This is a genomic window from Deltaproteobacteria bacterium HGW-Deltaproteobacteria-18, from assembly GCA_002841885.1.
In the GTDB taxonomy this organism is placed as follows: Bacteria; Desulfobacterota; Desulfovibrionia; order Desulfovibrionales; family Desulfomicrobiaceae; genus Desulfomicrobium.
On the sequence record PHBE01000006.1, the window covers coordinates 136,204 to 150,175 of the forward strand.

The 13,972-nt window shown below is 60.8% G+C and carries 10 protein-coding genes and 1 pseudogene; 6 read left to right on the plus strand and 5 right to left on the minus strand.

The annotated features are described in order from the left end of the window. Positions 1-5: 5 nt before the first annotated feature. The 5 genes and pseudogenes from CVU60_06845 to CVU60_06865 form a co-directional block, all read right to left on the minus strand. Positions 6-1,388 (minus strand): MATE family efflux transporter, encoded by a 1,383-nt coding sequence (locus CVU60_06845; GenBank protein PKN42396.1) that lies wholly within the window; start codon positions 1,386-1,388, stop codon positions 6-8. Positions 1,389-1,966: 578 nt separating this feature from the next. Further along, positions 1,967-2,704 (minus strand): annotated as a pseudogene (locus tag CVU60_06850) (hypothetical protein). 14 nt (positions 2,705-2,718) lie between these two features. After that, positions 2,719-4,098: a Fis family transcriptional regulator gene (locus tag CVU60_06855; GenBank protein ID PKN42434.1), complete on the minus strand. Its 1,380-nt coding sequence runs from the start codon at positions 4,096-4,098 to the stop codon at positions 2,719-2,721. Positions 4,099-4,109: 11 nt separating this feature from the next. Then, entirely contained in the window at positions 4,110-5,576 is a 1,467-nt protein-coding gene (locus CVU60_06860; GenBank protein PKN42397.1) for a histidine kinase, read from the minus strand. Then, positions 5,564-7,591 carry an ATP-dependent protease gene (locus CVU60_06865; protein ID PKN42398.1) on the minus strand — a complete coding sequence of 676 codons (2,028 nt, stop codon included), beginning with the start codon at positions 7,589-7,591 and terminating at the stop codon, positions 5,564-5,566. Before CVU60_06865 ends, CVU60_06860 begins: the two co-directional genes overlap by 13 nt. 495 nt (positions 7,592-8,086) lie before the next feature. On the opposite strand from CVU60_06865, the gene CVU60_06870 reads away from it, so the two are divergent. From CVU60_06870 to pstA, 6 genes are all read left to right on the plus strand, one after another. Continuing rightward, positions 8,087-8,587: a hypothetical protein gene (locus CVU60_06870; protein PKN42399.1), complete on the plus strand. Its 501-nt coding sequence runs from the start codon at positions 8,087-8,089 to the stop codon at positions 8,585-8,587. Between the two features lie 80 nt (positions 8,588-8,667). After that, the gene (locus tag CVU60_06875; protein PKN42400.1) at positions 8,668-8,964 is read left to right on the plus strand and encodes a hypothetical protein; all 297 of its coding nucleotides are present in this window, start codon (positions 8,668-8,670) and stop codon (positions 8,962-8,964) included. A 26-nt stretch (positions 8,965-8,990) separates the two neighbouring features. Beyond that, positions 8,991-10,040, plus strand: a complete 1,050-nt coding sequence (locus tag CVU60_06880; GenBank protein PKN42401.1) for a sulfite exporter TauE/SafE family protein — start codon at positions 8,991-8,993, stop codon at positions 10,038-10,040. Between the two features lie 286 nt (positions 10,041-10,326). After that, complete coding sequence (locus tag CVU60_06885) at positions 10,327-11,343, plus strand: phosphate-binding protein (GenBank protein ID PKN42402.1); 1,017 nt, start codon at positions 10,327-10,329, stop codon at positions 11,341-11,343. Between the two features lie 82 nt (positions 11,344-11,425). Further along, positions 11,426-12,655, plus strand: coding sequence for a phosphate ABC transporter permease subunit PstC (gene pstC, locus CVU60_06890; protein ID PKN42403.1), 1,230 nt, complete (start codon positions 11,426-11,428; stop codon positions 12,653-12,655). A gap of 8 nt (positions 12,656-12,663) precedes the next feature. Continuing rightward, positions 12,664-13,824 carry a phosphate ABC transporter, permease protein PstA gene (pstA, locus tag CVU60_06895; protein ID PKN42404.1) on the plus strand — a complete coding sequence of 387 codons (1,161 nt, stop codon included), beginning with the start codon at positions 12,664-12,666 and terminating at the stop codon, positions 13,822-13,824. Positions 13,825-13,972: the final 148 nt, after the last annotated feature.

The window sequence follows — 13,972 nt, forward strand, 5'->3', positions numbered from 1 at the left end:
CGGCTTCATGCGGACGGCCTTTTTTCCACTACCAGCATGTTCCGCCATTTTCCCTGCCTGAAGCGCCACCACCCCACAAGCGACAGCATGACCAGAAACGTGCAGCTCACGGCCCAGAAATAATAGAGCCCAAGACCCAGCCAGACTCCGGCCAGAAGCGGTGCGATCATGACCATGAAGACCAGCACCAAACGCGAGGTCATGACAAAGACCGTATCTCCCGCCCCTTTGAGGGCTCCGTAGACGATAAAGCTGACCCCGTCGAAGAACAGGTAGGCGACCACAATCATGAGCAGAATCCGGCCCATGTCGACCACCGAGGCAAAGGCGGCCGGATCCATGTCGCGGGGCTGGAACAGGTGCAGGACAGCTTCCGGGACGAACAAAAAAATCGCCGACATGACCGCCAGATAGACAAAGGTCAGCACAAGACTGGCACGCACCACCATGGGCACTTCGTCGGGTTTGCCCGCACCCATGGCCTGACCGACCAGGGTACTGGTGCCCATGGCAAAGCCGACCAAGGGCATGAACGCCAGGGCGTTGATGTTGAGCGCGATGTTGGTCGCGGCCAGTTCCATGGTCCCGAGCCTGCCGACCACGAAGATGAAGACCGTAAAAGCGAAGATATCGAGAAAAAACTCCATCCCGCTCGGCAGGCCGTAGCGCATGAGCCTAAGCCACAGGTCAGGCCGCAGCCGTCGATCCGTGGTCAGGCGGAAACGGGCATTCTCACGGCGGCACATGGCCAGCCAGAGAATGGCCGTAATCAGGCCCCAGCTTATCACGGTGGCCAGGCCCGCACCAAGGATGCCCAGTTCCGGAAACGGGCCGATGCCGTTTATCAGGCAATAATCGAGAGGGATGTTGAGGAGCATCCCTGCCAGGTTGGCGAGCATGACCACGCGCGTGCGGCCCAGGCCGGTAAAGAACCCGGCAAAAGCGCCGCCGGCAAGATGGATTCCCGCCCCCAGGCACAAAGTTCTAAAATAAATGGATTCAAGTATCTGAATCTCTGTGGAATGACCTCCGAGCGCAAAAATGCCCTCCGCCAGGAAGGCCAGCCCTCCAAGCACGGCCGCCCCGAAAAGCGCCACATAGATGCCCTGCCAGACCGCCCTGCCGACCATTTCAGGACGCCCCTGACCCGTATACTGGGCCACGAACACGGACACGTAACTCGTGGTGCCCAGAAAAATCGTCATGGCCAGAAGGGCCATGATCCCGGCGGGCAAGGCAGCTGCAATGGCGTCGAGGGAATAGCGGGCCAGAAAGAGTCGGTCCGTGAACTCCATGATCGTGGTCGCGCCGAGGCTTATGACCAGCGGCATGGAAACCTTGAAAATGCGGCGATATATGATGGCTGTGGCCGGTGAGATGTGGATCATGGGAAATCAGTGCCGCAAGTGCGGCGGACAAGCAAGATCGCTGAGGGGCAATGATGTGACTGTAACGTGAATTCAGGTCGGATTGGGATCGATTTTTCCACGCGGCCTGTGCAAGGGCCCCGAGTTCTCTGCTCTGGGCGTCACCTCGAGAAAATCGTCATCCCCTTGAAGAAGGGGATCCATGCTCTTTTTTAGGTTCATCCGGTTTAAGCGTCCATCGTCTTATGATTCACAACCGATTCACTCCGGGTGGGACCGCCCAGCTCTACGAAAACTCGTTCGAAGTCCGTCATTGCGAGGAGTCTTCGACGAAGCAATCCAGTTTTTATAATAAGCGAAGGCGGGCAAAAAAGCATGGATCGCCACGGCGAAGACGCCTCGCGATGACGATGCCTTGGCACGTTTGGCGGTTTTCTTGGCCCAAAGTTCAGGGGTGCAAAGTAAACTTTCAATGAGTACGCTTAAACCGGATGAACCTTTTATTATCGACCTGAAAGCTAGAGTATTCTCCTACCCATACCGGGCACACGTTCGCGGGACTGACGCTGAGAGTCGTCCGCTATCTTTTGCAGTGGCCCGCCTTGCAACCCGCAAAGCAAAAAACCCAGAATCGGCCGGCATTTTTCCTCGCAGGGCGCGAAAAACTGCCCGTGCCTGCGGGTGGAGGAACGGTTTTCGCGGCCGACATAGAATTCCGCCAGCCCCAGCGGGGTCAGCCCGTGTACGGCGGCATGGTGCAGCAGCTTGGGCGCGCAGCATTCCCCCGTGCCCGTGGGCATGGATGTGCCCATGAACACTTCGCCCAGGGCCCTTGTCTGTCCGCGGAAATTGGTCAGCCGGTAGAGGCTGAAGATGCGGGCCATGAGATTTCGGGACAGTTCACGCCTCTCAGCCAGCATTGCGAGGCGGGCCGGGTCTTCCAGGCCCAGGCCCTGCATGCGCAGCGTCAAGTCCTTGATGCGCGGCTCGTCATGTTCGATGGTGCGCGCAAACTCCGCCGGATCAAGAATGGGCGAGACCCAGCCCGGCACCTCCCAGAGCCCGTTGTACTGGCCGGAAAAAGCCTTGAGCACGCCCTGGCCCCCGGTCCGGTCCGCATACAGGAGCACCCCGAACATCTGCCCCCGGGCAGGTCCGTAAAGATACTCAAGGGACAGCCGCGGATCATCTTCGGCAGGCCCCTGGCCGATACTCCCACGGCGTTCAAGCCGCGCCATCAGCTCCCGGGCATGAGGCAGGGCCGCATCGGCGGAAAGGACGTGTCCGCATCCGCAATCCCGGCAAAAGCCGGCGCAATCAAGAGCCATGAATTCCATGCCCGGCCTCTGCCCTACAACCCGTGACGCTTGATCTTGCGCCACAGGGAGGCCCGGTCGATGCCCAGCATCCGGGCGGCCAAGGTGCGGTTGTCCCCCGCGTGCGCAAGGGTCCACCGGATCTGTTCCCGTTCGCACTCTTCAAGGGTCATGGGCAGCCTGTCTCCCGCCCGGCTCACATGCAACGAGACTTCACGCAGCTCCGGCGAGAGGTGCGCAGGACGAATCTCATCTCCGTTGCAGAAGACCACGGCCCGCTGGATGACGTTCTGCAGCTCCCGGACATTGCCCGGAAAGGCGTAACGGCTGAGGATCTCCATGACCTCGTCGGAGATGCCGGGCGCGGGGCGATCCGCCTCCCGGCTGGCCTTCTCCGCAAAAAAGCGAGCCAGCAGGGGCAAATCCTCACGCCGCTGCACCAGTGGCGGCATGTTCAGCACCAGCACGTTGAGGCGAAAATAAAGGTCCTGACGAAAGCGACCCGTCTCGACCTCGGTCTTTAAATCCTTGTTGGTCGCCGCCACGAGACGCACGTCCACGGGGATGTCCGCGGTACCGCCCACCCGGCGGATGCTCCGCTCCTGGACGGCGCGCAGAAGCTTGACCTGCATGGCCAGGGACATCTCCCCCACTTCATCGAGAAAAAGCGTGCCGCCCTCGGCCGCCTCAAAGAGCCCCTTCTTCTGCCGGGCGGCTCCGGAAAAAGCGCCCTGCTCATGTCCGAAAAGCTCGCTTTCGAGCAACTCCTCGTTGAATGCGCCGCAGTTGATGGCCAGAAAACGGGCTTCGGAGCGGCGGCTGAAGAGGTGAATCATGCGCGCTGCCACCTCTTTGCCCGTCCCGGTTTCGCCCAGGATCAGCACCGTCACGTCCGAAGGCGCTACCTGCGCAATGGTCCGCTTGAGTTCCACCATGCACGGAGCCGCGCCAAGCATGGGCACGGGCAGGGTCTGTTCGCGCAACTGCTCGCGCAGACGCGCGACCTCAAGCCGGAGCCCGCGTTTTTCAAGCGCCTTGTGCACCAGCAACCTGGCTTCGTCGATGCGGTACGGCTTGGCCAGATAGTCGTACGCCCCGGCCCGCATGGCCTCCACGGCCGTATCCACAGTGGGGTAGCCGGTGATGACCACGACCTCGATATCGGGATGACGGGACTTGACCTCCCGCAGGAGGGCCAACCCGTCCATCCCCTCCATCATCAGGTCGGTCAGGACCATGTCGAAGTCCGATTCCTGCAAAAGACCCAGCGCCTCGGCGCCGCCGGACGCGGTCACGGTGTCATGCCCGTGCCGCGCCAGCGCCAGGGCCAGGTTGTCGCGTGAGATGGCCTCGTCATCGACCACCAGAATCCTGGCCGGCGGGGGCGTTGACGGATCGGGAACGCGGCCATGCACTTCCTGGTCGCTCACGATGCCCCCGAAAAGGCGCCGCCGAGTGGCAGGTGCAGGGTGAACGTGGTGCCTTCACCCACCCGACTCTCGACGCCGATGGTCCCGCCGTGCTTCTTGATGATGCCGAACACCACCGACAGGCCAAGGCCCGTACCCGTGTCCTTGAGCGTGAAGAAGGGATCAAAGATGCGGCCCAGATGCTCCGGCGGGATGCCCGCTCCGGTATCGGTCACCTGCAGCACCGCCTCTCCTGAACCGGGGTCGGACCTTGCAGAGAGGGAGATCACTCCAGGCGGGGTTATGGAGTGGATGGCGTTTATCATCAGGTTCAAAAGCACCTCCTGAAAGCGCTGGCTGTCGAGGGGAAGTTCGATATGGTCCGGAATCTCGGTCAGGATGCGCACCCCCGACGGCACTTCACTGGAAACCAGTGTCACCGCCCGTTGCACGACCGCATGCAGCGGCACGGGCTTGAGACAGAACTCCGTTTCCCGGGCGAACTCAAGGAGCCCCTTGACGATATCGCGCGAGCGGCTGACTTCCTGATAGATGTTGTCGAGCATCTGCCGGGTCAGCGCCGGATCGACGGGCAGGGCCGCCTCCAGGTCTTCCTGCAGAATCTGGCAGGATGTGGAGATATTGTTGAGGGGGTTGTTGAGCTGATGGGCGATGCCCGAGGTCAGGACGCCCAGCGAGGCCAGCTTCTTTTCCTGCAGGAGCTGGTTCTGCCTGCGCTCGAGTTCCTCGATCATGTGGTTGAAGGCCTCAACCACGCCCCGCGTTTCGTCGCTGGTGTCTGGCAGGGGCAGAGGCTCGAAATTGCCCTGTACGATCTGACGTGCGGAGTGCTCGATAATGGCCAGGGCACCGAAAATCCTTCTCCCGACCAGCCAGGAAAAAAATATGGCCACGCCCGTGAAAGCTCCAATGGCCAAGGCCAGCTGATGTTTCAGGGTCCCGACAATGTCCAGGATGCGTTCTCGCTGGTAGAGCACGAACTGCCGAACCACATCGACCAGATCCTTGCCCTGATCGCGCAGTTCGACGCCCAGGGGGTCGTTCTCGTCATTATTGCTTCCCGGCTGTGCGCCGATGCTTGAAAACAAATCCTTGTAACGGCGCAGGTCATCCCGAAGTTGAACCAGGGTCATCCGCCCCTTCAGATCGGCTCCGATCAAGCCTCCTTCCCGGGGCTCGATGCGTTCGATGATGGACAGTGCCTTGTCGCAATAGCGCAGGGTCTCAAGGTAATCCTCTTCCAGCGCGTAAAGGAGATAGTTCTTCTCGTAACGACGGATTTCCAGAATCTCGCTGCTCAGATCGTCCACGACCTCGGCCAGGGCCAGGGCGTCTTCGATCTGCAGCAGGTAACGGTAGGAGATGCCACCGAGCACCGAAAATCCCAGCACGGACAGGATCATGCCGAAGAGGACGATGCGCCGGATCTTGCCGCTGGCAAATCGCGAAATCATTCCGTACATGGCGCACCCTCCTGACCGCACAGGGCCACCGCCAGGGCTTCCTCGACCCGTGCCACCAGCACCACCGGCGGCAGGTCCGCGACACTTGCGCGCAGGGCCTCGACGTCGGCCGCATTGGCCTCGGGGAGCACGACCATGGCCGCCCGCCCGCGCAAGGCGGCCAGAATCTTCTCGCGCACCCCGCTGACGGGCAAAACCCGGCCGACCAGGGACAGTTCCCCGGAAAGGGCGACGTCCGAACGTGCCGGACGGCCCGTCAAAAGGGAAACCAGGGCCACGGCAATGGTCAGTCCGGCGGAAGGACCATCCTTGGCGATGCCCCCGGCCGGAATGTGGATGTGGATATCATGTCCCTCGAAAAAATCAGGTTCGACGCCCAGCGTCTGCGCGTTGCTGCGGATGAAGCTGAGCGCGATCTGGGCCGACTCCTTGAGTACCCCGCCAAGAGATCCGGTCAGAATGAGCTGGCCCGGGCCCCTCATGCGCGTAGCCTCGACGAAAATGATCTCTCCACCCGTCTCCGACCAGACCAGGCCAGTGGCTGTGCCGACCAGCCCCCCGGCGTTCGCGTCGTCATGGCGAAAACGCGCCGGCCCGAGCAGCACCGCCGCTCCCTCGGCGCTCACAGGTGCGGCCACAGCCTCGGCCCCTCCGTCCAGGCGCAGGCGGGCCAGCTTGCGGCACAGCCGCGCGATCTCGCGCTCAAGACCCCGCACCCCGGACTCGTTGGTGTATTCGCGGATGATGCGCGCCAGCGCCTCCGGGAGAATCGTGGGATACGGGCTGGTCAGTCCGTGCCCGCGCAACTGGCGCGGCACCAGAAAGCGGATCGCGATATCGAGTTTTTCGGCCTCGGAATAACCAGAGAACTGCACCACCTCCAGCCGGTCCAGAAGCGGCCCGGCCAGACGCTCGACCCCGTTGGCCGTGGCGATGAAGAGCACCTCGGACAGATCGAAGGGCATCTCCAGGTAACGGTCCACGTATCGCGCATTCTGTTCCGGATCCAGAATTTCAAGCATGGCCATGGCCGGATCGCCTTTCACGTCCTGGCCGATCTTGTCCATCTCGTCGAGCATGAACACCGGATTGCGCACTCCCACGCTTTTGAGCGCCTGAATGATGCGCCCGGGCATCGCTCCGACATAGGTCCTGCGATGCCCGCGCAGTTCAGCCTCGTCTCGCAGATCGGCCAGCGACATGCGGTAGAAGCGACGCCCCAGTGCTTCGGCGATGGCCTTGCCGACCGAAGTCTTGCCCACGCCCGGAGGTCCGACAAAACAGAGAATCGGCGAGCGATTGGAGTAGCGATGCGTACGCGAAAGCAGCGCCGAACGCACCGCCTCGCGCAATTCATTGAGATCTATGGGTTTTGAAAGATAGTGAACCGCCCCGGTCTTCAGGGCCTGCACTGCGGTATCCACCGTGGCGTAGCCCGTGACCAGAATGAATTTCGTTTCCGGAGCCACGCCCCTGGCCGCTTCTAGGAGCTGCATGCCGTCCATGCGGTCCATTTTCAAGTCAGTGACGATGCAATCGAACTCCTGCCTAGCGAGCAAGGCCATGGCTTCTTCGCCGTTGGCCGCGACCTCTACCGCATAGCCTTCCCGCGCCAGCACGTGACGCAGATTGGAACGGGCGATGGGCTCGTCGTCGACAATAAGCAGCGAGGCCTGTCGTTTGGAATGCAACACTCGCGACGCCAGGTGCTCGAGCACCCGCTCCCGGACCTGGCCAAGACCCGCATGGCTGCCGTCGAAGACTTCGGCGGCCTGCTCCAGGTCGAGATTGTCCCGCGTCACGGCGTTCCACGGCAGCGCCAGCAGCGTTTCGACGTAATTGAGCGCGATGGAGTATTCCGCCACCGCCGCATCCGTCTTCTCCATGCGGCTGATTTCGGATTCAATGGCGCCGTGCACCGCTTCGGACAGTTCCGCCTGTCTGCACTTTTCCCGCAACCCCGTGGGGTCCGCCGGCTGCACCGGCGACTCGAGTTCCTGTTTGCGAAAAAACATCGATCGTCCCCTGTGTCCAATCTGTTCCGTATTCGGCCTCTTGTTGCGTTTTGCAACAGCGCTGCAATCTGCACCAACCCCGGCAAACTGGACTTTGTTATGGTTTTCACGATCAGGCGCTGCAATCTGCAACATTGCCCGAAATCCCGCCCTTTCTCCAGTCTCGATAAAAAACAATAATTTCAAATAATTAAGTTTTTTTCAAATATGGCACGAGCCTTGTTTAGGGCATCGCATCACATTTAACGCGAGGTTAGCAAAATGAGCACCATCCGTGAAACGATCGAAACGAATTATGCGGCCACTGCCTTTGCGGAACGAAATCTAAGCGAAGAAGCCACGCTGCTGCTCAAGTCAGAGCATCAGCAGTCCAAAACCCAGGCCAAAGCGGCCAAACAGGTGGAAAAGCGCCCTCGCCCAACTCTGCAGGCACGCTAGACCAACCAACAACACGAGCAGGAGCAGAACATGCCGCGCAATTGGTTACGAAATTCGATGCACACGCCCACCCCGTCACTGCGCCGCGCCAAATCTGTCCAGGACAGGCTGGCGGATTACAGCGAAGCGGTCGCCCTGGCCGAGGCCGGTGAGCAGATGCTCGCCGCCGACCTGGTCGCTCCGACGGCCACGGGCCGAAGACGCATCCTGGTCATCGGGCATGGCTGCTCCTTTTCACCTCGCCTGCGTGAATACGCCCTGAGCGTGGCCGAAAGAATGGGCAGCGACCTCTTGCTCCTGAGCATCGGCATGAAGACGGGTGATCCCACGTGGCGGGAATCCTTCACGCAACTCTCCGCCCAGGCGGCTTCCGCGTGGCATGAAAGTGCCGCGCGAATGAGCCTGCACGTCGCCCACGAAGTCAGATTCGGCGGCATCGAAGAGGCTGTCGGCGAACTCGTGCGCGCATGCGGAAGGATCGAATTCATCTTGAGCGAGCCCGAAGAAGGCGAACAGGTCGTCGGCCAGACCGGGCTCGCCCTGTTCACGGTCAAATGACGTGAACGAGCCGGATGCACGGCATAAAAATTTCGAATTAAACAAACCGCGAAAAGCGAAAACACCACATGGAGAACTCAATGGCCACTACTCAATCGAACAGTAAACCCATCGGACGGACCATTCTCTTCGGAACCCTGACCGCCGCGTTTTACACGGGCTTCTTTGCCTACGGGGACAACATTGCAGCGCACTTCGCTCAGGGATCTTTCTGGGCTGCGGGCCCCATCGCCACGGTCTTCGCCGTATCATACCTGCACGGCGAGTTCGCGAGCAACCTGTGGTCCGTTCTCGGCATTGCCGCAATACGAAAAGATGCAAGCAAGACCGTCGAAGCCACCAAACGCCCGGCCCACCGCCCCGTTCTCAACGCCTGAACCAACGCATTGCAGGAGACACCACAATGGATATCTTGAATCTTGATCCAACTAAATTCATCGATCTCAGTACGATGGCAATCATTTTCCTGTTCCTGGTCGGATTCATCGGCGGCCTGGTCAGCGGCTTCATCGGCTCCGGCGGAGCCTTCGTGCTCACTCCCGGCATGATGAGCCTGGGCGTGCCCGGCACTGTGGCAGTAGCCAGCAACATGTGCCACAAATTCCCCAAAGCGCTGGTCGGAGCGATCAAGCGTTTCCGTTACGGGCAGGTCGACGTGAAAATGGGCCTGATCATGGCCGCCTCGGCCGGCATCGGCGTGCAGATCGGCATCCACATCCAGCGCATCATACTTGAAATGTGGGGACAGGCTGGTTCCGACCTTTATGTCAGCCTTTCGTTTGTCTTTGTTCTCGTTTTCGTCGGCGGCTACGTCATGAAAGACGCCATTAAATGTGCACGCTGCGGCGGCGTGGAAGAAACGACGGCCCTGGCCACACGTCTGCAGAAGATCGAACTGTGGCCCATGATCAACTTCCCCCGCTCGGGCCTGCGCATCTCGCTGTGGTTCACCCTCCCCGTGGGTTTCGCCACCGGCATGCTCGCCGCGACCATCGCCGTCGGCGGATTCGTCGGCGTGCCCGGCATGATCTACGTCATCGGCGTGCCCGGCCTCATGGCCTCCGCCACGGAACTGGTCATCGCCTTCGCCATGGGCCTGGGCGGCTCCATCAACTGGGCCATGCACGGCATGGTCGACATCCGCCTCGTGCTCATCATCCTCGGCGGCTCCCTGCTGGGCGTCCAGCTCGGTGCCATCGGAACCACCTATGTCCGCCCGCACATGATCAAGATGGTCATGGCCACCATCATGCTCATCGTGGCCGTCAGCCGCGGCCTGGCCCTGCCGACCTACCTGGTCAAACTCAACGTGATGGAACTGTCCGACTCCACGCTCACACTGCTCAAGACCGTCAGCTTCTCTTCGATGTGTCTGGCCCTGCTGGTTGGTTCGGTCATCATTCTCGGCAGCATGTGGAACGGTCGCAAGGCGCAGATCGCAGCGGCAAGCTGAACCGTCCCATTCCTCCGCCGGACTTTGTCATCCTCGCGAAACCCCGCCTTCAGAGCGGGGTTTCGCCTTTTCTGAGCCGCTGATTTCAAACCAAGGGCCTGTCGCGAAGAGATTCAATGCCTGCGCTTTCATGCGAACACATTCCCTGCCTTCGCTCGGCCTTTTTCGGGCCCACTGTCACACGCCCGTCACATTCGCCTCAACATCCTGTAACAAACCCCTTCTAAATAGACCTCCAGCGCACAACGCAAACCCAAATTTGAAACTTCGCCAAGGAGGCATCCTCATGAACCGTTTTCTGAACAAAGCTGTTTTCGCCCTGGCCCTGCTGCTGACCTGCACCGGCATGGCCCACGCCCGCGATCAGGTCAAAATTTCCGGATCGTCCACGGTATTCCCCTTCTCCAGTTACGTGGCTGAAGAACTGGGCGCGACCACCAAGTTCCCCGCACCTGTCGTCGAGTCCACCGGTTCCGGCGGAGGTCACAAGCTTTTCGGCGCCGGCATGGGCGCGAACACCCCCGACATCGCCAACTCCTCGCGCCGCATGAAGGACAGCGAGTTCGAGAATGCCGCCAAGAATGGCGTGACCGACATCACCGAAGCCAAGATCGGCTTTGACGGCATCGCCGTCGCCCAGAACAAGGACAACGCTCCCATGAGCATCTCCATTGAAGAGCTGGCCACCGCCGTTGCCGCCGACATCATGGTCGACGGCAAGCTTGTCCCGAACCCCTACAAGATGTGGAACGAAATCAACCCCGAGTTTCCAGCCCGCAAGATCGTCTTCTACGGCCCGCCCACCTCTTCCGGCACCCGTGACGCCTTCGAGGAAATGGTTGTCGAAAAGGTCTTCGGCAAGAAGGAAGGCTACGAGAAGGGCTATCACGCGATCCGCCAGGACAACGCCTACGTCCCCGCCGGTGAGAACGACAACCTGATCGTGCAGAAACTGGCCAAGGACAAGGACGCATTCGGCATCTTCGGCTACAGCTTCCTGGAAGAAAACGCCGACTCCATTCAGGGCGCCGCCATCAACGGCGTAACCCCGAATCCCGAGTCCGTCGCTTCCGGCCAGTACCCCATCTCCCGCTCCCTGTACTTCTACGTCAAGAACGCCCACTACGACGCCATCCCCGGCCTGAAGGAATACGTGGAACTGTTCATGAACGAGAAGATGATCGGCAAGGACGGCCTGCTCAAATCCATCGGGCTCATTCCGCTGCCCGAGGCTGAGCGCGCCCAGATTCGCGAGAACGTGCTGAACAAGAAAAAGTTGACCCTCGACGACCTGAAGAAATAGTCAAGAAAGAAAACTGCCAAGGGCCGAGCCGTAAGCACACGGTTCGGCCCTTGGCCGCGCCCGACAACATGCGAGGAACCTCGTGACCACAACCTACCTGGCCCAATATCTTTTTGCCGGCCTTCTGCCCCTGGCGCTGTTCGGCTATCTCCTTGGCCGCAGAAAAATCCGCGCGCAGCAGGACCCCAATGCCAGATACAAGGCATCGGAAAATCTGTTCGGATGGTATGCAGTCAGCAAGATGCTCATGCCTGCCGTGCTGATCAGCGTGATCGGGTCCATTCTCGATCTCTTCGATCTGGTCGAAGTGCCCTGGACCATGCTCGCGGCCGCGATCCTGGTCCTCGGCGCAGTAAGCGTCTGGATTGCGCTCAAGGCCATCCGGCCGAGTCTGCGGGTACGAACGGCGCTGGAAAAGACCATCACCCGCATTCTGCTGGTGGCGTCGCTCATTTCCATCCTGACGACCATCGGCATCGTCATGTCCATCGTCTTCGAGGCGGTTCATTTTTTCCGCATCGTCAACTTCTGGGACTTCCTGACCGGAACGACCTGGAACCCCGACGCGGCGAGCATTGACGAAGCCGGCAACATCCAGCCCCTTTTCGGATCGGTGCCGCTTTTCGCAGGCACGTTCATGATCACGGCCATCGCCATGTGCGTGGCCATCCCTGTTGGCCTGATGTCGGCGATCTGCATGTCCGAGTACGCGTCGCTCGCGGTCAGGCGGGTGGCCAAGCCCGCTCTTGAGATTCTGGCCGGCATCCCCACCGTGGTTTACGGCTTTTTCGCGGCCATAACTGTCAGCCCCCTGATCGTTAATCTGGCCGACAAGGTGGGCATAAGCGCCGACTACACCAACGCGCTCAGCCCCGGGCTGGTCATGGGCATCATGATCATCCCCCTTGTGTCGTCCCTGTCCGACGACGTGATCAGCTCCGTTCCGCAGAGTTTGCGCGAAGGCTCCCTGGCGCTCGGGGCCTACCCGGCCGAGACCATCAAACGGGTGGTCCTGCCGGCCGCGCTGCCGGGCATCGTCTCGGCCTGCCTGCTGGCCGTGTCCCGCGCCGTGGGCGAAACCATGATCGTGGTCATGGCCGCCGGCCTGCAGCCGAACCTGTCCTGGAATCCGCTGGAAGGCATGACCACGGTCAACGTGCGCATCGTCGATGCCCTGACCGGCGATCAGTCCTTTGACAGCCCCGAAACTTTGGCTGCGTTCGGCCTCGGCCTGGTCCTTTTGGTCCTGACCCTGTGCCTGAACATCGTCTCCCTGACAGTCATTAGAAAGTTCCGCCAAAGATACGAATAGGAGCCGCCATGAGCATGCCCATCGATCCGCGCAGCCTGCGCAAACGCAAAAACTCGGAGAGCCAGTTCAAGGCCCTCTCCTTCATGGCCATTTCCGTTGCCGGAATCTTTCTGGTCGTCTTCTTCGCGGACATCATCCGTCAGGGATACACTGCCTTCATGCAGACGGAGATCCGGGCCAATGTCGCCTTTTCAGAGTCGATCTTCGACGACCCTAGATCCGCCCTGGACAAGAGACTCATCCCCCTGGTCAGTCGCGGCGTAACCCGCATTCTGCCCATGCAGCTGCGTGAAAACCCGCAACTGCTGGGCACGACCTCCGAAGTCTGGGTGCTGGCCAACGCCGAGGTGGACCAGTACGTCAAGGGCAAGCCGAACCGTCTGAAGCCGAAGGAAATCGCCCTGGTGGACGAACTGGTGGCCGAAGGATCGATCAAGAAGGTCTTCAACGTCGGCTTCTTCACCAACGGCGACTCCAAGCTGGCGGAAATGGCGGGTATCCTGTCCGCGGCCGTGGGCACCATCTATCTGCTCGGCATCACCTTCATCTTCAGCTTCCCGGCCGGCGTCATGGCCGCGATTTATCTTGAGGAGTTCGCCCCGGACAACCGGCTGATGCATATCGTCGAGGTCAACATCAACAATCTGGCGGCCATCCCGTCAATCCTCTTCGGCCTGCTGGGACTTGCGATCTTCATCAATTTCATGGGGCTGCCCCGCTCATCGGCGCTGGTGGGCGGCCTGACGCTGGCGCTCATGACCCTGCCGGTCATCATCATCTCCACCCGCGCGGCCATCCGGGCCATCCCGGATTCCATCCGCGAGGGAGCCCTGGCCCTTGGCGCGACCCACTGGCAGGTGGTCTGGGACCACATCCTGCCGCTGTCCCTGCCGGGCATCCTGACCGGGACCATCATCGGTCTGGCCCGGGCCATCGGCGAGACCGCGCCGCTGCTGATCATCGGCATGGTCGCCTACATCCAGGACATGCCGCGCGGCCTGACCAGCGCCGCCACCGTGCTTCCGGCCCAGATCTACGTGTGGTCCTCGGAATCGATACGCGCCTTCACCGAGCGCACCTCCGCCGGCATCATCGTCCTGTTGGCCATCCTCTTGTCCATGAACGCCCTGGCCATCCTGCTGCGCAACAAATACGAGCGCAAATGGTAAGTTCCCGCCGCTTTGAAATCGCAGGGAAGGACTTCGGTTCTTCCCTTTTTTTTGCCTTGAATACAACAGTCACAAAATGCTTCAAGCCATGAAGGTCAAGCCAGTGGCGTTGCCACGCTCAGTCCTTTGGGATAGCCCCTCTGGGGCC